Consider the following 26,282-nt stretch of genomic DNA (forward strand, 5'->3'; position numbering starts at 1 on the left):
ACCCCGGAGAATTTCAGCGGAGCTGATTCAGGAGATCCCGAGCCTCCTGCTTCTGCAGGGCATCGCCTTCTGCCAGGACTTCTTCCAGGGTGGCGCGGGCGCCTTCTGCATCCCCCATGTCGATATAGGCACGGGCCAGATCCAGCTTGGTGCTGACTTCGTCGCCGAGACCGAAGGCATCTTCCAGGCCCTCGGTATCATCCTCAAGGTTTCTCAGATCCTCCTCCGTAAAGGAGTCATCCAGAAGGCCCATGGTGTCGTCCGCGTCCGCTTCACCGTACCTGCCGCCGGCCGTGTCTTCAGGCTCCGGGGGTATCCGGGCGGTTGCATCATCATCCGCCCAGTCCAGATCCTTGAAATCAATCTCGACCGTCGCGTCATTACCCGAAGCCGGTGATTGCGTGCCGCGACCTGCCTCGCGGGAGGGCGCCTGCTCATCCAGGCCGAGATTGACCGTCTCGTCTTCCTGATTCACCGTCGCCGGGCCGGGCATCGAGGTATCCGATTCCAGGTCGTCAATCTCGAAATCCAGATCCCCCAGGGCGAACTGCAGGGTTTCGTCCTCATCCTTCACCCTTGCTGCATCCTGGGCCGGCTTGGCCGTCGGGGCATCATCAGGTCCGGTATTCTGCAATCGGGTCGGTGCGTCTTCGTCGCCGGACAGCAGCGACGTGGGCGCATCGTCATCGCCATCGGACCGGCCCGTCATTTGGGTATCCATGTCATCGTGGATGTCGAAATCCACCTCCCCCAGGGATACCTCAAGATCCTGTGCATCCAGGATCAGATCGCTGTCATCCGCCCTCGCCGGAGGCGACAGGGACGAGGTTCTCTGCCCGGCCTGATAGAGGCTGTTCCCCGGACTCAGTTCCTGTCCCATGGTCACCAGGCGGTCCCACAGGGCGGAAGTACGGTCCCCCTTCTGCTCGAACATCCGTGCCGCCGTCTCATCAAACGCGGCTTGGTTGCCGGTGGCAAAGTAGGTTTCCGCCAGTTTGAACTGGTAGTCGGGGCGGTCGGGCGCGCGGCCCAGTGCTTCCTTCAGCAGGTCCTCGGCCTGCTGGTACAGGCCGTAGGCCAGATACACATCGGCTTCGGCGATGGTGTCGTCATTGACCACTTCATCCCAGCTACCTGCTTCAGGAGGCGCGCCGTCAGCGGCGGCAGGGGACGCAGGGACTGCCGGCAACTGGGTTTCCACGGTATCCATCATGGCCGTGGAGGTCAGATCGACCGGGGCCTTTTCCGCGGTCACCGTCGCCTCGGATGAGGCGGGCCTGGCCGCGGCCAGACCGGCACCCGCAACCCCGGTGGCCAGGGTGGTGGCACCGGATCCGGAAGATACCGCATCCTGCCCCCGGTAGTGGGGCTCAGGCGCGATGCTCGGCTCCCCGGCCGCATCAGCCTGACCGCGCAAACGCCGCAGCGCCAACAGGATCAGGGCGAGGATAAGCAGGATGCCGAAGCCTCCTCCGATCAGCAGGGAAGGACTACGCAACAGTTCGGCCAGGAAGCCGGCGGCCTGAGGCTGAGGCGCCGGTGCAGTGACGGGAGGCTGCGGGGCCGGGGTGATCGGGGCCGGAATCGGAGCTGCCGATACGGGGTCATCCGTCACTATCGGCGGTAACGGCCGGGGGGTCATGGGTGCCGTGGGCGACACCGGCACCGGCAGGGCATCCAGGTCCTCGCCCTGGGCAACGGCCAGCTGTCGCTGAAGTTGCGCCAGTTGCTGGTTATTCAGTGCCAGCAGGCGCCCCTGCCGCTCCAGCAGGTCTTCCAGTTCGCGAATGCGCTCTCGCAATTCGAGACCTTCCTGGCGCCGGGTTTCACTGGTCTCCCGCAACAGGGCCAGATCCTGTTCCAGCCGCGCCGTTCCGTCGACAGACCGGGCATCGGACTCGGCCACGATCTCCAGACGTCCATCATCCGTCTCCCGCGGCGCCGGATCCGGTTGGGACACGGCGGGGGGGGCAGGCGGTATATCCGGCGTGGCCGGAAGCTGGGGTCTGGGGGCCTCTTCGGCGGCCCTGGCCCGATACTCCCGCCACAGACGATGCTGGCCGGCCACTTCACGGCGGGCCTCGGCCGCACTCAGGGCCATGACCTCGTCACGCTCGGGCACCCGGAGCACGCTGCCGCTGCGAACATTGTTGATGTTGTTGTCGGTGAACGCCTCGGGATTGGCACGCAACAGGGCCATCATCATCTGTTCGACCGAGATTCCGGCATCGGGACGCAGCCGCGTGCCCAGATCCCACATGGTATCCCCTGCCCTGACCCGGTAAGTGGAGGGAGCGGCCACGGTATCCGGGCGCGGGGTGGTGGGAGGTGCGGACGGGCGCCGATCGACGGGGGCGGCCAGGGTCGGTGCCGGTGGTGGTGCCCGCTCGAACATGGTGGGCGGGTCAAGAAGTACCGTGTACTCACGCACCAGCCGGCCACTGGGCCAGCTGGCTTCAATCAGGAAATTCAGGAAGGGTTCGCGGATGGGGTTGCGGGAGGTGACACGGACCACGTGCCGCCCATCCGCCGTGGTGACCGGCTCGAACTGCAGATCGGAGAGCAGGTGGGAGCGATCGATGCCGAGCCGCTGAAAGAGGGCATCGGGCGCCAGCCTGACCACCAGATCTTCCATCTCCCCAGGGCGCACGGACAGGAGATGGATCTCCGCCCGCAGAGGCTGATTCAGTGCCGAACGGGTCTCGATCTCCCCCAGGCCAAGGGCAAGAGTCGCCCCCGGCGCCATGAGTGCCCACAAGGCGGTTCCCAAAGCCAGTCTGCGCACAGCATGTCCCCTTTCTGAAACGATCCGGCCAAGCCCCCTGCCGATGTGATGCCCCCGTGTCCGAGCCGACGGTGATGTATCGCCGGCCCGGCGCAGAGACAGCTCCGGACCTTTGCTTACAGGAAATCTTTTATCAAAACTTCCGCTATTTGGATACTGTTCAGGGCCGCACCCTTGCGGACGTTGTCCGCCACCACCCACAGGTTCAGACCGCGGGGATGGGAGACATCCTCCCGGATACGTCCCACGAAGACCGGATCCTGAGCGGCGCTTTCGGTGACCGCTGTGGGATACCCGCCGTCACGGCGCTCGTCCATGACCACCACGCCGGGCGCCCTGGACAGCAGTTCGCGGGCCTGTTCGGCGGTAAGCTTCTCGCGAGTCTCGATGTGCACCGCCTCGGAATGACCGTAGAACACGGGCACCCGCACCGCAGTGGGGTTCACCTGAATCCGGTCGTCTTCCATGATCTTGCGGGTCTCCCAGACCATCTTCATTTCTTCCTTGGTGTAGCCGTTATCCATGAAGACGTCGATGTGGGGCAGGACGTTGAAGGCGATCTGCTTGGGATAGACCTTGCATTCCACCGGCTTGCCGTTGAGCAATTGGGCGGTCTGGGCGGCCAGTTCCTCGATCGCCTCCTTGCCGGTACCGGAGACGGCCTGATAAGTGGCCACGTTGATGCGCTCGATGCCGGCGGCATCGTGCAGGGGCTTGAGGGCCACCAGCATCTGGATGGTGGAGCAGTTGGGGTTGGCGATGATGCCGCGGTTTTTATAACCGGCCACCGCATGGGGGTTGACCTCCGGCACCACCAGCGGGATGTCGTCGTCATAGCGAAACTGAGAGGTGTTGTCGATCACCACGCAGCCGGCCGCCGCGGCCTTGGGCGCATATTCCTTGGACACGGAGGCGCCGGGCGAAAACAGTCCGATCTGCACCTTGGAGAAATCGAAGGTGGCCAGGTCTTCCACCACCAGTTGCCTGTTGCCGAAGGCCACCCGGCTGCCGGCGGAACGGCTGCTGGCCACGGCATGGACATTGCCTACCGGAAACTTGCGTTCCGCCAGGATGGACAACATGGTCTCACCCACCGCGCCGGTGGCGCCGACGACGGCCACATCATAGGTTTTGCTCATCGCTTCGTAATTCCTTGGATACGGTGTCTTTCGTTCAAACTGGTGTGTATCAGTCTAACAGGTGCGCCGGTATCCGCACGAAAATCCCGGATACCAGCCATCGCCTACCTTGCCCGTCAGTCCGCCAACGCGGCCACCACGGCCTCGCCCATCTCGCGGGTCCCCACCTTGCGGCAGCCCTCGGTCCAGATGTCGGCAGTGCGCAACCCCTGATCCAGCACCCGTCCCACCGCCGCTTCCACACGGGCGGCCTGGACCTCTTCGTTCAGGGTGTAGCGCAGCATCATGGCCACCGACAGCAGGGTAGCCAGCGGATTGGCCACGCCCTGACCGGCGATGTCCGGGGCGGAACCGTGAATGGGTTCGTACATGCCCTTGCCTTCGGCGTCCAGGGAGGCGGAAGGCAGCATGCCGATGGAGCCGGTGAGCATGGCGGCGGCATCGGAGAGGATGTCACCGAACATGTTTTCCGTCACGATCACGTCAAACTGCTTGGGTGCCCGCACCAGCTGCATGGCGGCGTTGTCCACGTACATGTGGGACAGGGCCACCTCCGGATAGTCCCTGGCCACCCGTTCGGCCACCTCGCGCCAGAGCTGGGAGACCTCCAGTACGTTGGCCTTGTCCACCGAGCACAGGCGACGATCGCGCTTCATGGCGATCTCGAAGCCACTGCGCACGATGCGTTCGATTTCCGGCTCGGAATAGATGATGGTGTTGAACCCTTCCCGCACCCCGTCCTCGCGGGCCTGGATACCACGGGGCTTGCCGAAGTAGGCACCACCGGTCAGCTCGCGCAGGATCATGATGTCCAGACCGCCGACGATCTCCGGCTTCAGGGCCGAGGCGGAGGCCAGCTGGGGATAGAGGATGGCCGGGCGTAGGTTGGAGAACAGGGCCAGCTCGGCGCGGATGGCCAGCAACCCCCGTTCGGGGCGCAGTTCCCAGGCCAGCTGGTCATAGCGGGGTCCGCCCACGGCGCCCAGCAGGATCGCGTCGGCGGCCCGGGCCAGGGCCAGGGTCTCGTCGGGCAGCGGCTTGCCGGCGGCATCGTAGCCGGCGCCGCCGATGGGGGCCTCTTCCAACGCCACGGCCAGGCCGAAACGGTCCTTGAGGGCGTTCAGGAGGCGGGTAGCCTCAGCGACGATTTCCGGGCCGATGCCGTCACCGGGCAGGATGAGGATTTTCTGGGTCATGGATGTCGATTCTCTGCGATGAATGGAATTGAAAAGCCCTTTCTCCGGCTCTCCCCCTCACCCCAACCCCTCTCCCACGAGGGGAAAGAGGCTGCACATGCCGCTCACCTCCCATGCGGGGAAAGAGGCTGCCCATGCCCCCACCTCACCATGTGGAGAGAGGGGCTGCACATTACCCCCCTTCTCCCCTTGGGGGAGAAGGGCCGGGGATGAGGGGAAAAGGCTCAGAACAGCCAAGGCGCCTCGGTCCGACGCCGAGCCTCGTAGGCCCGGATATCCTCCCCGTGCTGCAGGGTCAGACCGATGTCATCCAGGCCATTGAGCAGGCAGTGACGCCGGAAGGGGTCCACCTGGAACGGGAAGGACTCCCCGGACGGGGTTACCACGGTCTGGGCATGAAGGTCCACGGTCAGCGTGTAGCCCGGCGTCGCCTCGGCCTCGCGGAACAACTGATCGACAATGGCCTCGTCCAGGATCAGGGGCAACAGTCCGTTCTTGAAACTGTTGTTGAAGAAGATGTCCGCAAAGCTCGGCGCGATGACCACGCGAAAACCATAGTTGGTCAGGGCCCACACCGCGTGTTCGCGAGAGGAGCCGCAGCCGAAGTTCTTGCGCGCCAGCAGGATCTGCGCCCCCTCATAGCGGGACTGGTTGAGGACGAAATCGGGGTTGATCTTGCGCCGGCCGTGATCCATGCCCGGTTCGCCCGGATCCAGGTAGCGCCAGTCGTCAAACAGATTGGGACCGAAACCGGTCCGTTTCACGGACTTCAGATACTGCTTGGGAATGATGGCGTCCGTATCCACGTTGGAACGATCCAATGGACAGACCAGGGCGTTGAGTGTCTCGAATTTTTCCATCGCTGCGGTACCTTTTATCAGTTGAGCTCACGCACGTCCGCGAACCGGCCCGTCACCGCCGCCGCGGCGGCCATGGCCGGACTCACCAGATGGGTGCGGCCACCCAACCCCTGACGACTCTCGAAATTGCGGTTGGAAGTGGAGGCGCAGCGCTCGCCGGGCTCAAGCCGGTCCGCATTCATGGCCAGGCACATGGAGCAGCCCGGCTCCCGCCACTCAAACCCGGCATCCAGGAAGATGCGGTCCAGACCTTCCGCCTCGGCCTGCTGCTTTACCAGCCCGGAACCGGGCACCACCATGGCCAGCTTCACGTTCCCGGCCACGCGACGACCCTTGACCACCTCGGCGGCGGCGCGGATATCCTCCAGGCGTGCATTGGTGCAGGAACCGATGAAGATCTTGTCCACGGTGACGTCGGTGATGGGCGTGCCGGCGGTCAGCCCCATGTATTCCAGGGCCCGGCGCATGCCGTTGGCCTTCACCTCGTCAGTCACCTCGTCCGGGTTGGGGACCTTGCCGGAGACCGGCAACACCATTTCTGGCGAGGTGCCCCAGGTGACCTGGGGTTCGATGCGGGCGGCATCGATGTGAACCACCCGGTCGAACCGGGCATCGGGATCGGAACGCAGTTCGCGCCAGGCCTCCACCGCTTGGTGCCAGTACGCCCCCTTGGGCGCAAAGGGCCGACCCTTCACGTAATCGATGGTGGTATCGTCCACCGCCACCATGCCGGCACGGGCACCGGCCTCGATGGCCATGTTGCAGACGGTCATGCGTCCTTCCATGGACAGGGCGCGAATCGCATCACCGCCGAACTCGATGGCGTAGCCGGTACCACCGGCGGTACCGATCTCGCCGATGATGGCCAGCACGATGTCCTTGGCGGTGACCCCGGGACCCACCTGCCCGTCCACGCAGATGAGCATGCTCTTCATCTTCTTCTGCAACAGGCACTGGGTGGCCAGCACATGCTCCACCTCGGAGGTGCCGATGCCCATGGACAGGGCACCAAAGGCCCCGTGGGTAGAGGTATGAGAATCACCGCAGACCACCGTCATGCCCGGCAGGGTCGCCCCCTGCTCCGGCCCGATCACGTGGACGATGCCCTGACGGATGTCCCCCATGGGGAAGAAGGTGAGCCCGAAATGCCGCACGTTCTGCTGCAGGGTCTCCACCTGGGTACGGGAGACCGGGTCTGCGATGCCCTGATCCCGATCACGGGTGGGCACGTTATGGTCGGGGACCGCCACCACGGAATGGCTGCGCCAGAGCTTGCGAGCGGTCAGCCGCAGGCCTTCGAAGGCCTGGGGTGAGGTCACCTCGTGGACCAGGTGACGGTCGATATACAAAAGTGCCGTGCCGTCCTCTTCGGTACGGACCACGTGGGCATCCCAGAGCTTGTCGTAAAGGGTCTTTGCAGTCATCACGCTTACCTCGGTGTACGCTGGGAATGAGGATAGGCGCATCCGTTTGATAACACAAATTCATGTTATTCATGAATAAGATTCCCACAAAGAATGAGTGCTCCGATCCAGGGCCACCCCTCATCCCCGGCCCTTCTCCCACGGCGGGAGAAGAGAGAAGACCAGTGTCGTCCACTCTGCCATGATGTTCCCCCATGCTCATCGATAATCTGAAAGCCTTCACCGCCGTTGCTTCTTCCGGCTCATTTTCCCGGGCCGCGGAGGTGCTGCACCTGACCCAGCCGGCGGTGAGCAAGCGGGTGGCCGCCCTGGAAGAAGAGCTGGGACGCCGGCTGTTCGATCGCATCGGGCGCCAGGTCGGCCTGACCGAGGCGGGCCGGGTACTGCTGCCCCAGGCCCGGCGCATCCTGCTGGACCTGGAAGAGACACGTCGGCTCCTGGACAGTCTGTCGGACCGGGTGGAGGGTCCGCTGGTGCTGGCCACCTCCCACCACGTCGGCCTGCGGCGCTTGCCGCCGGTACTCAAGGCCTTCGCCCGACAATATCCCGCCGTGGAACTGGATATCCGGTTCATGGATTCCGAGGATGCCTGCCGGTATGCGGAGCAGGGTCTGGTGGATCTGGCGGTGGTGACGCTGCCGGAACACCCCTCTCCCCTGCTGAGCTGCCGGTCGGTGTGGGATGACCCGTTGGTGCCCATGGTCGCGCCGGATCATGATCTGGCCCGGGGGGTCGTCACCGCACAACGGCTCAATACCCATGTCGCCATTCTGCCCCCCGCGGGCACCTTCACCCGGGGGTTGGTGGAACGGGCGTTTTTGCCCCTGGGCATCGCGCCGACCCGGATCCTGGAGACCAATTACCTGGAAACCATTCAGATGATGGTCGGCATCGGGCTGGGCTGGGGGGTATTGCCCCTGTCCATGGGGGAATCCCTGCAACGGCCGGCGCTGGAGGGTTTGACCATGGAGCGGTCACTGGGCTGGGTCACCCACCGGGAACGCACCCGCTCCAATGCCGCCACCGCCCTGATCCGGCTGCTGGAGGCCCAGCGGGCGATGTCGTAGTGTTCCGGGGGGCTATCACAGAGACTCCCTTCTCCCCTTGGGGGGAGAAGGATAGGGGATGAGGGAGAGGCCTGGGACAAGCGCTGTGCCGGCCCTACCCCCTGTTGTCTTTCAACATCGGTGCATCTTGTATTGCATCATCAAGGGTACGTCGCCATCAAGATGCATGGAGGTTAGTGGTTGCTTCGGGAAGATGGGGCACGCCCCCAGGCGGCCTTCCAGGCCCGGCTGCCGGCCATGGCGGCCAGCCAGCCCAGACCCGCCATCACCGAGGCCATCACATAGACCCAGGCCGGCCCCAGACCCTCCCAGACATAGCCGCTGATCAGGGCACCGATAGCTCCGCCCATGCCGAAACTCAGGGAGGAATACAAGGCCTGCCCCCTGCCCTGCTGGCGCCCCACGAAGAACTGATGCACCAGGGAAATGGCGGCCGCATGATAGAGCCCGTAACTGGCCGCGTGCATGAGCTGCACCAGGATGATGATGGGCAGACTGTCCACGAACACCGGCAGCAGGGCCCAGCGCACCATGGTAACGAACATGGCCACTGCCAGCAGCGGCCAGGCGCCGAAACGGGGCAGCCACCGGTGCATCATGAGGAACACACCCACCTCCGCCAGCACGCCCAGGGCCCAGAGATAACCGGCCATGGTCCGGGTGTAGCCGTTGAGTTCCAGATACAGGGTGAAGAAGGCGTAATAGGGACCATGACTGGCCTGCATCAGGAAACAGGCCACCAGCAGCAGGATCACCGCCGGGCTGGACAGGGTGGACCAGAGGGAGACGGGAGCGGATTCGTGCACCGGCGCCTGACCGTCACGGACCTGCAGGGTACTCAGCCACATGAGCCCCAGCAGCACCAGCACGATCCAGGGCAGGACAGCCACATCCACCCGCTCGAACACCGCCCCCAGGGAACCCACGGAGAGCACGAAACCGATGGACCCCCAGAGCCGGATGCGGCTGTAGGCATGGGTGCTCTTGCCCAGGTGGTTCATGGTGGTGGCCTCGAACTGGGGCAAGGCCGCGTTCCAGAAGAAGCTGAACAGGGCCATCACCACGGCGATCCACCAGTAGCCGCTGTAGAACAGCAGCCCGGAAAAGCTCAGCATGGCCAGGGCCGCGGCGATGCGGATGACCAGGGTGCGGCGCCCCGTATGATCCGCCACCCAGCCCCAGACATTGGGGGCGATGATCTTGGTGGCCAGCACGATGGCCATCAGTTCACCGATCTGTCCGGCGGAGAACCCCTGCTCGTTCAGATACAGCCCCCAGTAGGGCATGAAGGCGCCGATACTGGCGAAGTAGAAAAAGTAAAAGCTGGAGAGTTTCCAGTAGGCGGCAGGCATGGGGTTTTACGTGATGGCGCGGCGGGGCAGCCGCTCAGGGCTGTCCCGCGGGAACGTCCGCCATGGTCACCGACACATCGCCGTTCTGTCCCCGATGCCGCAGGGCATGGTCCATCAGGACGATGGCCAGCATGGCCTCGGCAATGGGGGTGGCGCGAATGCCCACGCAGGGGTCGTGACGTCCGGTGGTGATCACCTCGATGGGCTGGCCATCCACGTCCAGGGAGCGCCCCGGGATGCGCAGGCTGGAAGTCGGTTTCAGGGCGATGCTGACGCGAATGTCCTGGCCGCTGGAGATGCCTCCCAGCACGCCTCCGGCATGGTTGGAGGCAAAACCCTTGGGCAGCATCTCGTCCCGGTGCTCGGTGCCCTTCTGCTCCACGCAGGCGAAGCCGTCACCGATCTCCACCGCCTTGACCGCATTGATACCCATCATGGCATGGGCGATATCCGCATCCAGACGATCAAAGATGGGCTCGCCCCAGCCGGGGGGCAGCCCGGTGGCCACCACGTTGATGCGGGCGCCGATGGAGTCGCCGGACTTGCGCAACTCGTCCATGTAGGCCTCCATCTCCGGCACCCGGTCCGGATCCGGACAGAAAAAGGGGTTGGTCTCCACCACGGACCAGTCCACCTGCCGGGCGCGGATGGGGCCGAGCTGGGCCAGATAGCCCCGCACCTGGACGCCGAAACGCTCCCGGAGGTATTTCTTGGCAATGGCCCCGGCCGCCACCCGCATGGCGGTCTCCCGGGCGGAGCTGCGGCCGCCGCCCCGGTAATCCCGCAGGCCGTATTTCTTGTGGTAGGTATAATCCGCATGGCCCGGCCGGAACTGCCGGGCAATGTCGGCGTAGTCCCTGGAGCGCTGATCGGTATTCTCGATCATCAGGGCGATGGGCGTGCCGGTGGTGCGCCCCTCGAACACGCCGGAGAGGATCTTCACCTGGTCTGGTTCCCGACGCTGGGTGGTGTGCCGGGTCTTGCCCGGCCGCCGCCGCTCCAGATCCTGCTGCAGGTCGGCCTCGCACAGGGCCAATCCGGGCGGACAGCCATCGACGATACAGCCGATGGCCGGCCCGTGGCTCTCACCGAAGCCGGTGACCGTGAACAGCTTGCCGATGGTGTTGCCCGACACGTTCAGATCACCTTGGAATAGCGCTGTTCGGTGGCCTGGCGCAGGTAACGGTCAAACACCATGCAGATGTTGCGGATCAGCAGGCGGCCGGCGGGCTGCACGGTGATGGCGTTGTCGGTGACCTTGAGCAGGCCATCGGCCTCCATGGGCTTGAGCCCTTCTAGTTCCTGGTCGAAATAGTCACCGAAAACGATATCGTGGGCGCGCTCCACGTCGGCAAAAGCCAGCTCGAAGTGGCAGATCAGACGGGTGATGACGTCCCGGCGCAGCAGGTCGTCCGCATCCAACTCCACGCCCCGGAACACCGCCAAGCGGTTTTCATCCAGGCACTGGTAATACTTCTCCAGGTCGTGGTGGTTCTGGCTGTAGCTGTTGCCCACCACGCCCACGCTGGTGGAACCCAGGCCGATCAGGTCACAGTTGGAGTGGGTGGAATAGCCCTGGAAGTTGCGGTACAGGGTGTGGTCACGCTGGGCCACGGCCAGCTCGTCGTCGGGACGTGCGAAGTGGTCCATGCCGATGTAGACGTAGCCGGCCTCGGTGAGCTGCTGGATGGTCTGCTGCAGGATGGTGAGCTTGTCCGCAGGATTGGGCAGGGCATCCTCGTCGATGCGACGCTGGGGCTTGAAGCGATCCGGCAGGTGGGCGTAATTGAATACGGATATCCGGGCCGGGTTCACCTCGATGATCTTGCGCACGGTGTTGCCGAAGGTATCCGGGGTCTGGTGCGGCAGGCCGTAGATCAGGTCCACGCTGGTGGAGCGGAAGCCCAGGCGGCGGGCCTCGTCCAGCACACTCATCACCTGGGCTTCGGTCTGAACCCGGTTAACGGCCTTCTGCACGGTCTCGTCAAAGTCCTGCACCCCGAGGCTGATGCGGTTGAAACCCAGCTTGCGCAGCAGGGCGAGGGTGTCGTCATGCACCTCACGGGGGTCGATCTCGATGGAATACTCGCCGGTGTCGTCATCCAGCAGCCTGAAGTGTTCGCGGGTCTTGTCCATCAGCTCGATCATCTCGTCATGGGAGATGAAGGTGGGGGTGCCACCGCCCCAGTGCAGCTGGGTCACCGGGCGGCTGCGATCGAACAACTCGCCCTGCAGGGCCATTTCCTTGTAGAGACGGTCCAGGTAGGGACGGGCCTTGGCGCGATCCTTGGTCACCACCTTGTTGCAGGCACAGTAGAAGCAGACCGTGTCGCAGAAGGGGATGTGGAAATACAGGGACAGGGGCCGGCCGCTGGCGTTGGTGCCCCGGGCGATCTCCGCATAGCGATCGGCATCCAGACCTTCGTGGAACTGTACGGCGGTGGGATAGGAGGTGTAACGGGGACCCGCCGTATTGTAACGGTTGATCAGGTCCAGATCGAAATCGATGGTCTGCGACAAGCTCATGACGGCATTGGTACCCGGTCTAGGAATGTAACTGTCTATTGTAACCGCTCAGGGCGGATGTGCCGAACGTATTGGGGTATTTTGGTGACTTGCGCCAAGTCGGAGGTCATCCCGGTGTGGCTTTCCGGGCCGGAGCCCCTAGATGTCCAGGGCCTGCAGCTGCTCGGCGGTCAGCAGGAAGACCCCCTCCCCGCCCGATTCGAATTCCAGCCAGGTGAAGGGCGCGTCGGGCAGACGCGCCTCCAGGGCCGGGGCGCTGTTGCCCACCTCCACCACCAGAATGCCGCCGGGGTTGAGATGATCCGCCGCGTCCCGCAGGATCTCCAGGGTCGCATCCAGACCGTCCGGACCCGAGGCCAGCCCCAGCGCCGGTTCATGGTGAAATTCCGGGGTCAGGGTCGCCATGTCCCGGGCGTCCACGTAGGGGGGATTGCTGACGATAATGTCATAGCGCCGCCCGCCCAGCCCTTTGAAGAGGTCGGACTGCACCGCCTCCACCCGCCCCTCCAGCCCGTGACGACGGATATTCTCCCGGGCCACCGCCAGGGCGTCCGGGGAGATGTCACTCACGTCCACCCGAGCCTCATCGAACACATGGGCGCAGGCAATGCCGATGCAGCCGCTGCCGGTACACAGATCCAGCACCCGGCGCACCTCACCGGCTTCGATCCAGGGCGCAAACCCCTGCTGGATCAGTTCCGCCAGGGGGGAACGGGGCACCAGCACCCGCTCGTCGACGAAGAATTCCAGCCCCATGAACCAGGCCTGACCGGTCAGGTAGGCGGCGGGCTTGCGGGTCTGCACCCGCTGCTCCAGCAGTGCCGTCACCCGCTCCCGTTCGTCCCGGGTGAGGCGGCATTCCAGCCAGGGACCGGTCATGTCATGGGGCATGTGCAGGGTGTGGAGCACCAGCCAGGCGGCTTCATCCAGGGCATTGTCGGTGCCATGGCCGAAACTCAGGCCCGCGGCGGTGAAACGACTCATGCCGTAGCGAATGAAGTCACGGACGGTCAGCAGCCCGTCGGTAGCGGTGGAATCGGTCATGGAAATCAGCCAGTGCGGTTCAGGGTGTGGAATAATACGCCGATGAACGATCAAGTGGCCAACTGGCAGGACTGGCTCAAGGCCCTGCCCCTGTATCTGCTGCCCCATCACGGGATCTCGCGGCTGGTTTACCGGCTGTCGCGCTGGGAAACCCGGCACAAGGACCCGGTGGCACGGTGGTTCATTCGCCGTTACGGCCTGGACATGTCCGAGGCCGTCGAATCGGATCCGAGCCGCTATGCCAGCTTCAACGACCTGTTCACCCGCGCCCTGAAGCCCGACGCCCGGCCGCTGGCCCCCTCCCCGGACGCCCTGGTCAGCCCGGCGGACAGCCGCATCAGTCAGCTCGGCCGCATTCGCGACGGGCAGCTGATCCAGGCCAAGGGACACGCCTACTCGGCCGCTGCCCTGCTGGGCGGGGACGCAGACCTGGCGGCACCCTTTGCCGACGGACACTTCATCACCCTCTACCTCTCCCCCCGCGACTATCACCGCATCCACATGCCCTGGAACGGGTCTCTGCGGGAATCGGTGTATGTGCCCGGCCGCCTGTTCTCGGTGGCGCCCTTCACGGTCAAGACCGTGCCCGGCCTGTTTGCCCGCAACGAACGTCTGGCCTGCCTGTTCGAGACGGATTTCGGCCCCATGGCCATGGTGCTGGTAGGCGCCATCAACGTGGCCTCCATCGAGACGGTCTGGGCCGGTGAAATCACCCCGCGCAACCCCCGGACACCGCGCCGATGGGACCACCGGGACGACCCGCCGACCCTGGCGCGAGGCGAAGAGATGGGGCGCTTCAATCTGGGCTCCACCGTCATCCTGCTGCTCCCCGAACAGGTTTCCGGCTGGCTGCCGGACCTGGCACCGGGCCAGGCGGTCCGCATGGGTCAGGCCCTGGCCCGGCGCTGAGGTGGCGCCCCCGACCTTGCGAGCCCCGCGCAGAACTGCTATTTATACTCTGATTTGATGCGCCGCGTCATGTGCGGCAGCCAAATCACGGGGCGCGCGGCCGGGGTCTTCAGTTCATGTCGCCGGACGCAGCAAGCACCCGGACGCCCCTATCGCGGCGAATAATGAGAATACCCATGAGCGAGAAAGATCACACATCGACGCCTGATGATGAGCAGGCGTCGAAGGCGGGCGATTCACTGCCCCCTCCGTCCGCCACGCCCCGGCCGGCGCGGGAGATCGGCGGCTACCAGGGTCCGGAACCCACCCGCTACGGCGACTGGGAACAGCGCGGGCGTTGCACCGACTTCTGACAGCCGGCCACCTCGGCCTGCCGGGCAGCACACTGGCAGCCGCCGCCCTTGCATATCGCATGACAGAACGACCTTCCCCGGCCCGGAACGCCATGGCGTGCAAGGGTTTCGGGGTAGCAGACCGTCAACACCCGCACACTGCGGACTCTTCAAGCGGAGCCTTCCAAGCCATGCCAAACGACAACCGGCCGCTGTCACCCCATCTGCAGGTCTATCGGCCGCAGATGACCTCGGTACTCTCGATCCTGCATCGGATCACCGGCGTGATCCTGAGCATCGCCAGTCTGATCCTGGTCTACTGGCTGGCCGCCCTGGCCGCTGGCCCCGAGGCCTTCGCCCGCGCCGAGGCCCTGCTGCATGGCTGGATCGGAATCGCGATCCTGGCCCCCGTCACCCTGGCGCTGTTCTATCACCTGTGTGCCGGCATTCGCCATCTCGTCTGGGACGCGGGTGTCGCACTGACCATCAAGGGCGTCTATGTCACCGGCTGGATCGCCCTGGCCACCACACTCCTTCTGACCCTGATCTTCTGGGTCATCGTGATCTGACGGGGATATCGACATGAGCCTTCGTACACCACTCGGCCGGGCCCACGGCCTCGGTTCCGCCAAGGACGGCACCCACCACTGGTGGGTGATGCGTCTGTCCTCCATCGCCCTGGTACCGCTGATGCTGTGGCTGATCTTCAGCCTGGCCACCCTGGCCGGCACGGGCTACGAGGCCACCCTGGCCTGGGCCGCCAAGCCCCTGAACACGGTCCTGCTGATCCTCGGCGTCGGGGTGATGTTTCATCACATCCGGATGGGCCTGCAGACCGTTATCGAAGATTACGTGCACAGTGAAGGCAAGAAATTCACGGTGCTCATTGCCATGACGTTTCTCACGTGGCTGCTGGCGATCATCGGGATCGTCGCCATTTTGCGCATTGCTTTCGGGAGCTGATTGATGAAGGGCGACTACAAGATTGTCGACCATGCCTATGACGTGGTGGTGGTGGGCGCCGGTGGCGCCGGCCTGAGAGCCACCTTCGGCATGGCGGAAAAAGGTCTCAAGACCGCCTGCGTAACCAAGGTCTTCCCCACCCGCAGCCACACCGTGGCCGCCCAGGGCGGCATCTCCGCGGCACTGGGCAACATGGGCGAAGATGACTGGCGCTGGCACATGTACGACACCGTCAAGGGCTCCGACTGGCTCGGCGACCAGGATGCCATCGAATACATGTGCCGCGAGGCCGTTCCCGCCATCATCGAGCTGGAACACTACGGCGTGCCCTTCTCCCGTACCGAGGACGGCAAGATCTACCAGCGCCCCTTCGGCGGCATGACCACCCGTTTCGGCGAAGGCCGCGCCCAGCGCACCTGCGCCGCCGCCGACCGTACCGGCCACGCCATCCTGCACACCCTGTACCAGCAGGCCCTCAAGCATCAGGCGGAATTCTTCATCGAATACTTCGCCACCGACCTGATCATGGACGGCGAGGCCTGCCGCGGCGTAATGGCCCTGAACCTGGTGGACGGCACCCTGCACCGCTTCCGCGCCCACCTGGTGGTGCTGGCCACCGGCGGCTACGGCCGCAGCTACTTCTCCTGCACCTCCGCCCACACCTGTACCGGCGACGGCATGGGCATGGCGCTGCGCGCCGGCCTACCCCTGCAGGACATGGAGTTCGTCCAGTTCCATCCCACCGGCATCTACGGCGCCGGCTGTCTGATTACCGAAGGAGTGCGCGGCGAAGGCGGCTACCTGACCAACTCCAAGGGTGAGCGCTTCATGGAACGCTATGCCCCCAACGCCAAGGACCTGGCCTCCCGTGACGTGGTCTCCCGCTCCATGACCATAGAGATCAACGAAGGTCGCGGCGTGGGTCCGAAGCAGGATCACATTCACCTGCATCTGGAGCACCTGGGTCCGGAGGTGATCAACGAACGCCTGCCGGGGATCGCCGAGACCGCCAAGATCTTCGCCGGCGTGGACGTCACCAAAGAGCCCATCCCGGTGCTGCCCACCGTGCACTACAACATGGGCGGTGTCCCCACCAACTACCGGGGCGAGGTGGTCACCCTCAAGGACGGCAATCCGGATCACATCGTGCCGGGCCTGATGGCCATCGGCGAGGCGGCCTGCGTCTCCGTGCACGGCGCCAACCGTCTGGGTTCCAACTCCCTGCTGGACCTGGTGGTGTTCGGCCGTTCCGCCGCCATCCGCGCCGCCGAGATCGTCAAGGACATCGGCGCCTCCGTGCCCGACCTGCCGGCCGGCGCCAGCGACGCCGCCCTGGAGCGTCTGGACCGTCTGCGCTACGCCGACGGCAGCCGCTCCACCGCGTCCATCCGCGGCGACATGCAGGAATGCATGCAGCGCTATGCCGCCGTGTTCCGTACCGGCGAAACCCTGCAGAAGGGCTGCGAGCGCATGGACGAGGTCTTCCAGTCCTTCGGTGACGTGCGGGTCAGTGATCGTTCCCTGGTCTGGAACTCGGATCTGGTGGAAACCCTGGAACTGGAAAACCTGCTGGGCAGTGCCGTGGCCACCATCCGCTCGGCGGTGAACCGTCAGGAAAGCCGCGGCGCCCACGCCCGCGAGGACTTCCCGGATCGCGACGATGAGACCTGGATGAAGCACACCCTGTCCTGGGTCGACGCACAGGGCAAGGTCAAGCTCGACTACCGCCCGGTGCACATGTACACCCTCAGCGATGACGTGGAAGTCGTGCCGCCCAAGGCACGGGTCTACTGAGCCGCAGATTCAGGAGAACGCAAGACCATGGCCCAGTTTGTATTGCCAATCAATTCCCGGATCAAGAAGGGCAAGACCTTCAAGGCCGAGGGTGCCACCAACGTCAAGCGCTTCAATATCTATCGCTGGGACCCGGACAGCGGTGAGAACCCGCGCATCGACACCTACGAGGTGGACCTGGACACCTGCGGGCCGATGGTGCTGGACGCCGTCATCAAGATCAAGGACGAGATGGACTCCACCCTTTCCTTCCGGCGCTCCTGCCGGGAGGGGATCTGCGGGTCCTGCGCCATGAACATCGACGGCACCAACACCCTGGCGTGCACCAAGGCCATTGACGAGATCAAGGGGGATGTGAACATCTACCCGCTGCCGCACATGAAGGTGGTCAAGGACCTGATTCCGGAAATGACCCACTTCTATGCCCAGTATGCATCCATCAAGCCCTGGATCCAGACCCAGACCCCACCGCCGCCGGATTCCGAGCGACTGCAGTCCAAGGAAGAGCGCGCCCGGCTGGACGGTCTGTACGAGTGCATCCTCTGCGCCTGCTGCTCCACCAGCTGCCCCAGCTACTGGTGGAACGGTGACCGCTACCTGGGTCCGGCCATCCTGCTGCAAGCTTATCGCTGGATTGTGGACAGCCGTGACGAGGTCACCGGTGAGCGCCTGGATGCCCTGGAGGACCCGTTCAAGCTGTATCGCTGCCACACCATCATGAACTGCACCCGCACCTGCCCCAAGGGCCTGAATCCGGCCAAGGCGATTGCGGAGATCAAGAAGCTGATGGTGGTCCGGCGCTAAAGCCCGTCGGCAGCGTCCCTTTCGCAGCAGCAGCCCCGACCACCACCATGATGCATGGATCGGGGCTTGCTGCACCGATGGTCACCGGCAGGTCGGCGCCCACGGGCGTCTTCCCTGTCTGTCCTTGAGTCCTGAATGATGAGTGATATCGCCCGACTGCGCTGGCACTGCCGACGCGGCACCAAGGAACTGGATCTCATGCTGGAGGGGTTCCTGCTCGCCTACGGGGAAGACCTGGATGCCGGAGAACTGCAGACCTTCGAGCAGGTCCTCAAACAGGAAGATGATGACCTCCAGCGCTGGCTCCTCTATGGTGAGTCGGTGGAAAAGACCGAGCTGGCGGCGATGATCGATCGGGTCAGGCGCCACTTCCTCGCAGCTTTCTGATCACGGCCCAGGCTCCGCCGTCCGCCTGTCCCTGACCGCCCGACGCAAGCACAGACGCAACGGCCGCAAATCCCCTCCCGCCACCGAATCCCCGGCCAACAGCAGACGGTGACGGCGCCCCGTTTCGTCCCGTAGCGACAGCAGGATCAGCCCCGGCAACACCACCGAGCCGGGCAGGACCCGCACCATCAGCCGTCCGCCGTCCCGGGATGCCAGCCACCACCCCCCATCAGCCCCCCAACCCAGGGCCTGCCACTGTCCGGGAAAAGACCCCACCCCCACCCGACACACCATCAACGCAAAACTGCACAGACCGCCCAAGGCGGCCGGCACCTGCATCCATAGCGGTAGGCCACTGCCCCAGACGGATGCCACGGCGGCCGCATGGACCAGAAACAGACCGCCCAGGACCCGCCCGGAAGACTTCAAGGGCACAAAATGCCCACGACTGCTCGTCACCATGACCACGGTCAACGCTCCTTGTAAAAAATCCCTGTCATCCTTAGGCATCCAAACTCATCATTCAGCATCAAAGACAATCAGTCGGGACAGTGGCCGAATGCAAAGGCTATAACCGACTATTAAGATGGGAAAACAAACACTTAATCCCGAACCCATAGCAGCATACCTTGCAGTTATTGTGCATAATGTTCGGGCCGGATAGCATCAACAGGATTTTCGACTCACTGGAGTAACCAACATGCGGTGGTCGCCAAGACGCCGCGGGCTAACCGCCGCCACGGAGACCCGTATGGTCGCGGGGGCCAACGGCGGCAAACTTGCAGGAGATAGGTATGTCATCGACAGAAATAGCCGCGAATATGCGGGAGTTCTTGATGGTTGGGGACAGCATGCTCACGGTCCTCGGTTTTGTGGGGGCGGGCTTGCTGGGCTTCTGGTTTGGTCGGCAGCAGGGGGATGCCGGTCGGGTCCGGGACCTGGAAAAGGAACTGGATAACCAGCAGCGCAAGATCAACAACTACCGTGCGCAGGTCAACCGTCACTTCGAAAAGACCGCCACTCTGTTCACGGGCATGGCCCACTCCTACCGCGAACTCTATGAGCACCTGGTAGACAGCTATGACCGTCTGGGTGACGGCCCCTCGAACCGCTTCCTGCCCCGCCGCGCCTCCGCGCTGCTGGAGCTGTCCAAGGAAGAGCAGAGACGTGCCATCCCGGCCGCGGCCAAGCCGGCTCAGGCCGCTGCACCTGCTGCCAAGCCTGCTGCTGCCAAGCCTGCTGCTGCCAAGCCTGAAGCCCCCAAGGCCGCCGCTGCACCCAAGGCCGCTGCGCCTGCCCCGGCTCCCAAAGCCGCTCCGGCTCCGCAAAAGCCTGCAGCCCCGCAGAAGCCTGCCGCTGCTGCCGCGCCTCAGCAGAACCGTCCTGATCCCCGCGGCGCCACGGCACTGAAGCGCGACACGAAGCCCAAGGCTGCCCAGACTGCTCAGGCCGCCAAGACCATCCCTGGTGCCACTTCCGTCAAGGCCCCCGACCAGCCCGACCGCATCCGTCTGGCTGCCAAGGACCTGGAAGCCGCCAAGAAGTAATGACGTCGTGCGTCAGGGGCAACTGAGTTTGCCCTGCAGGGAACAGCAATCCCCGCACACACATCCCGGCCACGCGCCGGGATGTGTGTTTATGGGCCGACCCGGCCGGCTTCCTCCCCCTGCAGCGAACTTTGTTCTAAGATGACGATCGGATGTCGAGACAAGTGCCGGAGGCTAGAAAAACCATGAAGCCCGAGTGGAAAGCGTTCCTGCTCGATGCAGGTGCGGAGATGGACAACGACCGGGTATCCCATTTCGGCAACCCGGAGCGCGAACGCAGCGTGGCCGTGACCGGCGATGTCATCTGCGACCTGTCTCACCAGGGGCTGATCAGCGCCCACGGCGAAGAAGCCGCCGCCTTCCTGCAGGGCCAGTTCACCTGTGATGTGGGCGAGGTCAATGCCGAGCGCGGCCGCCTGGGCGCCTGGTGTACCGCCAAGGGGCGCATGGTCTGCACCTTCCGTCTTTTCAGCCGCGCTGATGCCCTTTACCTGCGCCTGCCCAGGGAACAGGTGGAAGCGGTACTCAAGCGCCTGTCCATGTATGTACTGCGCGCCAAGCTCACCCTGGAAGACGCCGGCGGCGCTTTCATTCCCATAGGGCTGTCCGGCCCCCATGCCGAGACGCTGCTCAAGGATGCCCTGGGCAAAGACATACCTGCCGAGGTCGATGCCGGCATCCGGCATGAGGGCATCACCGTCATCCGCACCCCCGGCCATCATCCCCGCTTCGAGCTGTACGGCGACCTGGAATCCATGCAACGGCTGTGGCAGGCCCTCAATGTCCATTGCGCCCCGGTAGGCGCCGCGCAGTGGGCCCTGATGGATATCCTGGCGGGGGTGCCCACCCTCTATCCGGCCACCGCCGAAGCCTTCGTGCCGCAGATGACCAACCTGCAGCTGCTGGGCGGGGTCAGTTTCAAGAAGGGCTGCTATCCCGGGCAGGAAGTGGTGGCACGGATGCAGTATCTGGGCAAGCTCAAACGCCGCATGTATCTGATTCATCTCCCCGTGGAGACGCTGCCGCGGCCGGGAGACACCCTCTTTGACGCAACACAGCCATCCGATCAGCCCGCCGGCATCATCGTTGATGCCCAACACCATCCCGATGGGGGCGTGTCCGCCCTGGCGGTGATGCAGATCGCCAGCGCGGAAGCCGGAGAACCTCGCCTGGAGGGGCCGGATGGTGCCCCGGCCCGGATGGAGGTCCTGCCCTATGTCCTTGACCCGGCGGCAGCCTCCTGATGGACTGATCGCTTTTCGGGAGCCATACCGTGCGTTTTCTGTTCTTCCTGTTCGTCCTGATCCTGCTGATGCTATGGGCGGCCTTCTATAGCCGCCCCCACTACAAGAAGCTCTCCAACACCCTGTACATCACGGCCGGGATCATGGGGGTGCTGTTCGTGGCCGGCTATCTGAGATTCGTCTGACCGGCCCGGCCCTCAGCGCCCCTTTTTCTTGGTGTGCCGCATCAGGCGCTTGCGCTTGTGGATCTGACGGGGCGTCAGCGTGTTGCGCTTGCCCTCGTAGGGGTTCGCACCGCTCTTGAATTCCAGGCGGATGGGGGTGCCCACCAATTGCAGATGCTCACGGAAGTGGTTGGTGAGATAACGCTTGTAGGCCCCCGGCAGTTCTTCGGTCTGATTGCCGTGAATGATGATCAGCGGAGGATTGCGGCCCCCCTGGTGGGCATAGCGCAGTTTGATGCGCCGTCCCCGCACCAAGGGAGGCTGGTGCGCCACCACGGCGCTTTCCAGCAGCCGGGTCAGAACGCTGGTGCCCATGTCCCGGAAGGCGGACTCATGGGCCCGCTGCACGGCCCCGAACAGGTCTCCGACCCCGGTACCGTGGAGGGCGGAAATGAACCGTCGCTCGGCAAAATCCAGGAACGGTAGCTTGAGCAGCAGATCGGTCCGCACCCGTTCGCGCTGATCCGGGGTCAGGCCATCCCACTTGTTGATGGCCACCACCAGCGCCCGTCCCGCCTCCATCACCATGCCCAGCAAGTGGGCATCCTGCTCGGCGATGCCTTCCCGGGCATCCAGCAGGAAGATCACCACGTGGGCGGCATCGATGGCCTGGATGGTCTTCACCACGCTGAACTTCTCCACCGCCTCCTTCACCCTGGCGCGGCGACGCACACCGGCGGTATCGATCAGGGTATACACCTGACCATCCCGTTCAAAGGGGACGAAGACACTGTCACGGGTGGTGCCGGGTATATCCGTGGCCACCATCCGTTCCTCGCCCAGGATCCGGTTGATCAGGGTAGACTTACCCGCGTTGGGGCGCCCCACAAAGGCAATGCGGATGCCCGGCCAGCGCTCACCCTCGTCCTCGTCATCCATGGCTTCGGGCAGCAGGGATCGGACCGAGGCCATCAGAGCCTGGATACCACGACCATGGGAAGCGGCAATGGAACGGGGGTCGCCCAGGCCCAGGCGGTGGAACTCGACGGTGACCGCCTGCGGGTCCACCCCGTCGGTCTTGTTCACCACCAGGACGATCGGCTTGTTGAAACCCCTCAGTTCCTGGGCGATGGTCTCGTCGGCGGGGCACAGACCGGCACGACCGTCCACCATGAACATCACCAGATCCGCCTCACGGATGGCCTGGCGGGTCTGCTGGGCCATCAGTTCATCCAGAGTCTCGTTCTCGCCGCTCAGCCCCCCCGTGTCCACCACCATGTAACCGTAGCCACCGACGCGGCCGGTGCCGTACTGACGGTCACGGGTGAGTCCGGGCAGGTCCGCCACCAGGGCATCGCGGGAACGGGTGAGCTGATTGAACAGCGTGGACTTGCCCACATTGGGGCGCCCTACCAGGGCAATGACGGGCTTCATTGGGGCATTCCGATGATCTGAAGACTGCGTGGTGATGCGGGAGGGATGCCGGTACCGGCGGGATGGTGCATTCTACCCCGAATCAGGGGCGATTGCCCCTGGGTTGATCCGAAAAAGGCGGCCATTTGCGGCCGCGGGCCGCCTCCGCAAAGAACGAGGTTGCGGGGGCCGACCCTGGCGACGAAAGGGTGTCTAGTCTTCCCGGGAACGCAGGGTGACGGCGCTCAGATTCCCGCCTCGCCCCAGGGCATAGACGACCCCGGCTCGCACCAGAGGCACCCCCATGATCCCGTTACGGTCGGTACGGACACGGCCCACCAGGGTGCCGTCCTCGGGGGCAAGCCAGTGCAGATAGCCCTCGTAGTCCCCCACCACCACGTGATCGTCCACTGCCACCGGCAGGGTCACCCCCCGCAGCCGCAGCAAGTCCTGCTGCCAGAGAGTAGCGCCGTTGCGACGGTCCAGCGCCCAGACATGGCCAAAGGCATCGGTCAGCAGCAACAAATCGCCCGCCACCGTCACGCCGCGATAGGAGGACAGGTCCCGTTGCCAGAGGGTACGGCCATCGGCCACGCCGAAGGCAGCCACCCGGCCCTGATAGGCCGCGCCGTAGACGACGCCACCGGCCAGGGCCAGCTCACCATCCACATCGGCCATGCGCTCCAGTTCGGAACGGCCGCTGGGAACGGCCAGCGCCGTTTCCCAGATCACGTTGCCTCGGGCCAGACCAAAGACCGCCAGGCGACCATTGTCAAACCCGGACAGGACCCGCCCGGAGATCATCAAAGGGGTACCCGCGCCCCGCAGACTCAGGGCGGGTGTGCTGCGCCCCGCCAGCCAGCGCGGCTCGCCGGTGAGGACATCGAGGGCATGGAGACGGCCGTCATTGGTGCGCACAACCACCAGGCCCTGCTCCACCGAAGACACGGCCATGACCTCACTGGAGAGCATCCGACGCCATAGTACCTGACCATCCGTCGGGCTCAGGGCGATGGCCTCTCCACGGCCGGTGCCCAGCACCACCGCCTCGGTGCCGCCATTGACACCGCCGGTCACCGGCACCCGCAGGTTCGTCCGCCACAGGTTGGTCCCATCCTCCGGATTCCAGGCGGAAACCCGTCCATCGGCATCGGCGACGATGATGTGATCCCGCCCCAGATAGGGAGAGAGCTGGAGATAGGACTTGCCCGCGCCCGAGCCGGTATTGCGGCTCCACAACACGTTCGGCGACACTTCCGCCTCGATCCGGGGCAGCGGCGCAGGCGGTTCCGCCGTGTCCCGGCTCCACAGACCACAGCCGCCAAGCAGGGCGGTGACCAGTAACAAGGCCAGCAGTCGCTGCATCATGAATCACCCACTTGGGCGGGCACGTTGAGTGCGTCGCGCTTCATCTGCAGATAGTCGGAGAGTCCGCCGGAGATCAGCATGGCACGGTCATAGGCGGCACGGGCACGGGCCTGATCATTCAGGGCATGGTAGGCATCCCCCCGCAACTCTTCCACCACCGCCATGAAGCCCTCGGGCACCGGATCCTCCAGCAGTTTCAGGGCATCCTGGGCCCGGTCGTCGGCAATCAGCACGCGGGCCAGACGGGTCCTGGCCACTTGGGCCGTTTCCGGGGTGCGGGCATGTTCCATGGCCCAGCGCAGACGTCCCTCGGCCTGGACCAGATCATCCCGCTCCACGGCCAGCCGGGCCAGCTCCAGGGCCGCCAAGGCGGCATAGGGGGTCTTGCGATAACCTTCCATCAGGGTCGTGCCGTGGTTGTGGGCGATCTCACCGCCCTGACGGGCAGCGGACACCATGGCCATATAGATCTCCGAGGCCTCCACGGCACGGGAATCCACATGCCCCGTCCACAGGCGCCAGCCCACGATACCGCCAAGACCCACCACCAGTCCCAGGATCACGGCGGTACCGTTCTCCTTCCACCAGCGCTTGATGGCCTCGACGCGTTCCTCGTCGGTCGCGTAGGACATGGATCGTTCTCCTTAAGTGTGATTCGGATTCAGAAATCGATGGGAGCCGATAGCCCCAGCAGCTCAGGGAGACGTTCACCCAAGTCAGCCATGGACACCGTTTCCTGGGGACGTTCCGGGTCACGCAGCGGCTTGACGGCGACCTGTCCGGCAGCCAGCTCCGATTCACCCAGGATCAGGGCCACGGTCGCACCGCTGCGATCGGCACGCTTGATCTGGGCCTTGAAGCCGCCACCACCGCAATTGACCATCAGCCGGAGCTGCGGGATAGCTGAACGCAACGTCTCCGCCAGGGCCATGCCCGCCGTCATCGTACCCTCACCAGCCAACACCAGATAGGCCTGGGGCGACACGGTCTCGGGCAGGCCCCCATCGTCTTCCAGCAGGCTGAGCAGGCGTTCCACTCCCATGGCAAAACCGGCCGCCGGCGTGGCCCGACCACCCAATTGCTCCACCAGGCCGTCATAGCGGCCCCCGGCACAGATCGTACCTTGGGCACCCAGGGCATCGGTAATCCACTCGAACACGGTGCGGCCATAGTAATCCAGACCACGAACCAGGCGGGGATTGATGGTGAATTCGACCCCGGCCCGGGTGAGAATGGCCTGCAGGGCCTCGAAATGCAGTTTCGAGGTCTCGTCCAGATGATCCAACAAACTGGGAGCGGCCTGGATCAGTGTTCGCAAATCCGGATTCTTGCTGTCCAAAATGCGCAGCGGGTTGCTGTGCAGCCGCTGGCGGGACTCATCGTCCAACTGCTCGTGATGGGCCTGGAAATATGCCACCAGATGCTCGCGATAGGCGGCGCGGGCCTCGGCGGAACCCAGGCTGTTCAGCTCCAGACGCACCTGCCGAAGTCCCAGACGCTGCCACATGCGTGCGGTCATGAGAATCAGCTCGGCATCAATGTCCGGGCCTTCCATGCCGAAGGCCTCGACCCCGATCTGGTGAAACTGACGATAGCGCCCCTTCTGGGGGCGCTCGTGACGGAACATCGGCCCCATGTACCAGAGACGCTGCTGCTGGTTGTGCAGCAGGCCATGCTCAACCCCGGCGCGGACACAGCCCGCCGTCCCCTCCGGACGCAGGGTCAGGCTGTCACCGTTACGATCCTCGAAGGTGTACATCTCTTTGGAGACGATGTCCGTCACCTCACCGATGGAACGGGCGAACAGGTCCGTGCTTTCCACAATGGGGAGACGGATCTCACGATAGCCGTAACCGCTCAAGATATCCCGGATGCTGGATTCCAGCCACTGCCAGGCGCCTGTGTGCTCGGGCAGGATGTCATGCATCCCCCGGATGGATCTAATCTGCCTGCTCATCAATCTC

25 protein-coding genes are annotated in these 26,282 nt (G+C 64.6%); 11 read left to right on the forward strand and 14 right to left on the reverse strand.

From position 1 onward, the window contains the following. Window positions 1–13: 13 nt before the first annotated feature. The 5 genes from LQ956_RS09500 to leuC all read right to left on the reverse strand — a co-directional run bounded on the left by LQ956_RS09500 (window position 14) and on the right by leuC (window position 7,404). A complete protein-coding gene (locus tag LQ956_RS09500) occupies window positions 14–2,785 on the reverse strand; it encodes a FimV/HubP family polar landmark protein (RefSeq protein ID WP_238629886.1) in 2,772 nt (923 codons plus the stop codon). A 116-nt stretch (window positions 2,786–2,901) separates the two neighbouring features. Further along, window positions 2,902–3,924: an aspartate-semialdehyde dehydrogenase gene (locus LQ956_RS09505; protein WP_238623006.1), complete on the reverse strand. Its 1,023-nt coding sequence runs from the start codon at window positions 3,922–3,924 to the stop codon at window positions 2,902–2,904. A gap of 116 nt (window positions 3,925–4,040) precedes the next feature. Further along, window positions 4,041–5,120 (reverse strand): 3-isopropylmalate dehydrogenase, encoded by a 1,080-nt coding sequence (gene leuB / locus LQ956_RS09510; RefSeq protein WP_238623007.1) that lies wholly within the window; start codon window positions 5,118–5,120, stop codon window positions 4,041–4,043. A gap of 224 nt (window positions 5,121–5,344) precedes the next feature. After that, window positions 5,345–5,980, reverse strand: coding sequence for a 3-isopropylmalate dehydratase small subunit (gene leuD, locus LQ956_RS09515; protein ID WP_238623008.1), 636 nt, complete (start codon window positions 5,978–5,980; stop codon window positions 5,345–5,347). A 17-nt stretch (window positions 5,981–5,997) separates the two neighbouring features. Further along, entirely contained in the window at window positions 5,998–7,404 is a 1,407-nt protein-coding gene (gene leuC / locus LQ956_RS09520; protein ID WP_238623009.1) for a 3-isopropylmalate dehydratase large subunit, read from the reverse strand. Between the two features lie 194 nt (window positions 7,405–7,598). On the opposite strand from leuC, the gene LQ956_RS09525 reads away from it, so the two are divergent. After that, window positions 7,599–8,471 (forward strand): LysR family transcriptional regulator, encoded by an 873-nt coding sequence (locus LQ956_RS09525; protein WP_238623010.1) that lies wholly within the window; start codon window positions 7,599–7,601, stop codon window positions 8,469–8,471. A 173-nt stretch (window positions 8,472–8,644) separates the two neighbouring features. Here the strand turns inward: LQ956_RS09525 and LQ956_RS09530 are convergent, their stop codons facing one another. The 4 genes from LQ956_RS09530 to prmB all read right to left on the reverse strand — a co-directional run bounded on the left by LQ956_RS09530 (window position 8,645) and on the right by prmB (window position 13,393). After that, window positions 8,645–9,823: an MFS transporter gene (locus LQ956_RS09530; RefSeq protein ID WP_238623011.1), complete on the reverse strand. Its 1,179-nt coding sequence runs from the start codon at window positions 9,821–9,823 to the stop codon at window positions 8,645–8,647. Window positions 9,824–9,857: 34 nt separating this feature from the next. Beyond that, entirely contained in the window at window positions 9,858–10,958 is a 1,101-nt protein-coding gene (gene aroC / locus LQ956_RS09535; RefSeq protein WP_238623012.1) for a chorismate synthase, read from the reverse strand. Between the two features lie 2 nt (window positions 10,959–10,960). Further along, window positions 10,961–12,349, reverse strand: a complete 1,389-nt coding sequence (gene hemN / locus LQ956_RS09540; RefSeq protein WP_238623013.1) for an oxygen-independent coproporphyrinogen III oxidase — start codon at window positions 12,347–12,349, stop codon at window positions 10,961–10,963. 138 nt (window positions 12,350–12,487) lie between these two features. Continuing rightward, window positions 12,488–13,393: a 50S ribosomal protein L3 N(5)-glutamine methyltransferase gene (gene prmB / locus LQ956_RS09545; RefSeq protein WP_238629887.1), complete on the reverse strand. Its 906-nt coding sequence runs from the start codon at window positions 13,391–13,393 to the stop codon at window positions 12,488–12,490. 42 nt (window positions 13,394–13,435) lie between these two features. On the opposite strand from prmB, the gene asd reads away from it, so the two are divergent. The 7 genes from asd to LQ956_RS09580 all read left to right on the forward strand — a co-directional run bounded on the left by asd (window position 13,436) and on the right by LQ956_RS09580 (window position 18,582). Beyond that, window positions 13,436–14,302 carry an archaetidylserine decarboxylase gene (asd, locus tag LQ956_RS09550; RefSeq protein ID WP_238623015.1) on the forward strand — a complete coding sequence of 289 codons (867 nt, stop codon included), beginning with the start codon at window positions 13,436–13,438 and terminating at the stop codon, window positions 14,300–14,302. 176 nt (window positions 14,303–14,478) lie between these two features. After that, on the forward strand, window positions 14,479–14,655 hold the full coding sequence (locus LQ956_RS09555) for a DUF1674 domain-containing protein (RefSeq protein ID WP_238629888.1): 177 nt from the start codon (window positions 14,479–14,481) through the stop codon (window positions 14,653–14,655). Window positions 14,656–14,825: 170 nt separating this feature from the next. After that, the gene (sdhC, locus tag LQ956_RS09560; RefSeq protein WP_238623017.1) at window positions 14,826–15,203 is read left to right on the forward strand and encodes a succinate dehydrogenase, cytochrome b556 subunit; all 378 of its coding nucleotides are present in this window, start codon (window positions 14,826–14,828) and stop codon (window positions 15,201–15,203) included. Window positions 15,204–15,216: 13 nt separating this feature from the next. Continuing rightward, window positions 15,217–15,597 (forward strand): succinate dehydrogenase, hydrophobic membrane anchor protein, encoded by a 381-nt coding sequence (gene sdhD, locus LQ956_RS09565; RefSeq protein ID WP_238623018.1) that lies wholly within the window; start codon window positions 15,217–15,219, stop codon window positions 15,595–15,597. A 3-nt stretch (window positions 15,598–15,600) separates the two neighbouring features. Next, window positions 15,601–17,391: a succinate dehydrogenase flavoprotein subunit gene (gene sdhA / locus LQ956_RS09570; protein ID WP_238623019.1), complete on the forward strand. Its 1,791-nt coding sequence runs from the start codon at window positions 15,601–15,603 to the stop codon at window positions 17,389–17,391. Window positions 17,392–17,418: 27 nt separating this feature from the next. Then, window positions 17,419–18,195 carry a succinate dehydrogenase iron-sulfur subunit gene (locus LQ956_RS09575; RefSeq protein ID WP_238629889.1) on the forward strand — a complete coding sequence of 259 codons (777 nt, stop codon included), beginning with the start codon at window positions 17,419–17,421 and terminating at the stop codon, window positions 18,193–18,195. A 135-nt stretch (window positions 18,196–18,330) separates the two neighbouring features. Next, complete coding sequence (locus LQ956_RS09580) at window positions 18,331–18,582, forward strand: FAD assembly factor SdhE (protein ID WP_238621186.1); 252 nt, start codon at window positions 18,331–18,333, stop codon at window positions 18,580–18,582. Here LQ956_RS09580 and LQ956_RS09585 read toward each other — a convergent pair whose 3' ends face one another. After that, window positions 18,583–19,044 (reverse strand): protein YgfX, encoded by a 462-nt coding sequence (locus LQ956_RS09585; protein WP_347402222.1) that lies wholly within the window; start codon window positions 19,042–19,044, stop codon window positions 18,583–18,585. 374 nt (window positions 19,045–19,418) lie between these two features. Between LQ956_RS09585 and LQ956_RS09590 the strand changes: the two genes are divergently transcribed. The 3 genes from LQ956_RS09590 to LQ956_RS09600 all read left to right on the forward strand — a co-directional run bounded on the left by LQ956_RS09590 (window position 19,419) and on the right by LQ956_RS09600 (window position 21,558). Next, window positions 19,419–20,129, forward strand: a complete 711-nt coding sequence (locus LQ956_RS09590) for a Z-ring associated ZapG family protein (RefSeq protein ID WP_238629891.1) — start codon at window positions 19,419–19,421, stop codon at window positions 20,127–20,129. A 185-nt stretch (window positions 20,130–20,314) separates the two neighbouring features. Beyond that, complete coding sequence (gene ygfZ, locus LQ956_RS09595) at window positions 20,315–21,373, forward strand: CAF17-like 4Fe-4S cluster assembly/insertion protein YgfZ (RefSeq protein WP_238629892.1); 1,059 nt, start codon at window positions 20,315–20,317, stop codon at window positions 21,371–21,373. Window positions 21,374–21,402: 29 nt separating this feature from the next. Continuing rightward, a complete protein-coding gene (locus LQ956_RS09600; RefSeq protein WP_238621190.1) occupies window positions 21,403–21,558 on the forward strand; it encodes a hypothetical protein in 156 nt (51 codons plus the stop codon). A gap of 12 nt (window positions 21,559–21,570) precedes the next feature. Here the strand turns inward: LQ956_RS09600 and der are convergent, their stop codons facing one another. The 4 genes from der to hisS all read right to left on the reverse strand — a co-directional run bounded on the left by der (window position 21,571) and on the right by hisS (window position 26,275). Next, window positions 21,571–22,971 carry a ribosome biogenesis GTPase Der gene (gene der, locus LQ956_RS09605; RefSeq protein WP_238621191.1) on the reverse strand — a complete coding sequence of 467 codons (1,401 nt, stop codon included), beginning with the start codon at window positions 22,969–22,971 and terminating at the stop codon, window positions 21,571–21,573. Window positions 22,972–23,163: 192 nt separating this feature from the next. Then, entirely contained in the window at window positions 23,164–24,315 is a 1,152-nt protein-coding gene (bamB, locus tag LQ956_RS09610; protein WP_430733415.1) for an outer membrane protein assembly factor BamB, read from the reverse strand. Then, a complete protein-coding gene (locus LQ956_RS09615; protein WP_238621193.1) occupies window positions 24,315–24,950 on the reverse strand; it encodes a YfgM family protein in 636 nt (211 codons plus the stop codon). Before LQ956_RS09615 ends, bamB begins: the two co-directional genes overlap by 1 nt. A gap of 29 nt (window positions 24,951–24,979) precedes the next feature. Continuing rightward, the gene (gene hisS, locus LQ956_RS09620) at window positions 24,980–26,275 is read right to left on the reverse strand and encodes a histidine--tRNA ligase (RefSeq protein ID WP_347402042.1); all 1,296 of its coding nucleotides are present in this window, start codon (window positions 26,273–26,275) and stop codon (window positions 24,980–24,982) included. Window positions 26,276–26,282: the final 7 nt, after the last annotated feature.

The sequence above is a fragment of the Ectothiorhodospira lacustris genome (genome assembly GCF_022227845.1).
Classification (GTDB): domain Bacteria; phylum Pseudomonadota; class Gammaproteobacteria; order Ectothiorhodospirales; family Ectothiorhodospiraceae; genus Ectothiorhodospira; species Ectothiorhodospira lacustris.

Excerpts from the sequence above, each read along its gene's own strand:
- LQ956_RS09505 (WP_238623006.1), bottom strand. The coding sequence starts at position 3,924 with ATGAGCAAAACCTATGATGTGGCCGTCGTCGGCGCCACCGGCGCGGTG.
- leuB (WP_238623007.1), bottom strand. The coding sequence starts at position 5,120 with ATGACCCAGAAAATCCTCATCCTGCCCGGTGACGGCATCGGCCCGGAA.
- leuD (WP_238623008.1), bottom strand. The coding sequence starts at position 5,980 with ATGGAAAAATTCGAGACACTCAACGCCCTGGTCTGTCCATTGGATCGT.
- leuC (WP_238623009.1), bottom strand. The coding sequence starts at position 7,404 with ATGACTGCAAAGACCCTTTACGACAAGCTCTGGGATGCCCACGTGGTC.
- LQ956_RS09525 (WP_238623010.1), top strand. The coding sequence starts at position 7,599 with ATGCTCATCGATAATCTGAAAGCCTTCACCGCCGTTGCTTCTTCCGGC.
- LQ956_RS09530 (WP_238623011.1), bottom strand. The coding sequence starts at position 9,823 with ATGCCTGCCGCCTACTGGAAACTCTCCAGCTTTTACTTTTTCTACTTC.
- hemN (WP_238623013.1), bottom strand. The coding sequence starts at position 12,349 with ATGAGCTTGTCGCAGACCATCGATTTCGATCTGGACCTGATCAACCGT.
- prmB (WP_238629887.1), bottom strand. The coding sequence starts at position 13,393 with ATGACCGATTCCACCGCTACCGACGGGCTGCTGACCGTCCGTGACTTC.
- asd (WP_238623015.1), top strand. The coding sequence starts at position 13,436 with ATGAACGATCAAGTGGCCAACTGGCAGGACTGGCTCAAGGCCCTGCCC.
- LQ956_RS09555 (WP_238629888.1), top strand. The coding sequence starts at position 14,479 with ATGAGCGAGAAAGATCACACATCGACGCCTGATGATGAGCAGGCGTCG.
- sdhC (WP_238623017.1), top strand. The coding sequence starts at position 14,826 with ATGCCAAACGACAACCGGCCGCTGTCACCCCATCTGCAGGTCTATCGG.
- sdhD (WP_238623018.1), top strand. The coding sequence starts at position 15,217 with ATGAGCCTTCGTACACCACTCGGCCGGGCCCACGGCCTCGGTTCCGCC.
- sdhA (WP_238623019.1), top strand. The coding sequence starts at position 15,601 with ATGAAGGGCGACTACAAGATTGTCGACCATGCCTATGACGTGGTGGTG.
- LQ956_RS09575 (WP_238629889.1), top strand. The coding sequence starts at position 17,419 with ATGGCCCAGTTTGTATTGCCAATCAATTCCCGGATCAAGAAGGGCAAG.
- LQ956_RS09580 (WP_238621186.1), top strand. The coding sequence starts at position 18,331 with ATGATGAGTGATATCGCCCGACTGCGCTGGCACTGCCGACGCGGCACC.
- LQ956_RS09585 (WP_347402222.1), bottom strand. The coding sequence starts at position 19,044 with ATGGTGACGAGCAGTCGTGGGCATTTTGTGCCCTTGAAGTCTTCCGGG.
- LQ956_RS09590 (WP_238629891.1), top strand. The coding sequence starts at position 19,419 with ATGGTTGGGGACAGCATGCTCACGGTCCTCGGTTTTGTGGGGGCGGGC.
- ygfZ (WP_238629892.1), top strand. The coding sequence starts at position 20,315 with ATGAAGCCCGAGTGGAAAGCGTTCCTGCTCGATGCAGGTGCGGAGATG.
- der (WP_238621191.1), bottom strand. The coding sequence starts at position 22,971 with ATGAAGCCCGTCATTGCCCTGGTAGGGCGCCCCAATGTGGGCAAGTCC.
- bamB (WP_430733415.1), bottom strand. The coding sequence starts at position 24,315 with ATGCAGCGACTGCTGGCCTTGTTACTGGTCACCGCCCTGCTTGGCGGC.
- LQ956_RS09615 (WP_238621193.1), bottom strand. The coding sequence starts at position 24,950 with ATGTCCTACGCGACCGACGAGGAACGCGTCGAGGCCATCAAGCGCTGG.
- hisS (WP_347402042.1), bottom strand. The coding sequence starts at position 26,275 with ATGAGCAGGCAGATTAGATCCATCCGGGGGATGCATGACATCCTGCCC.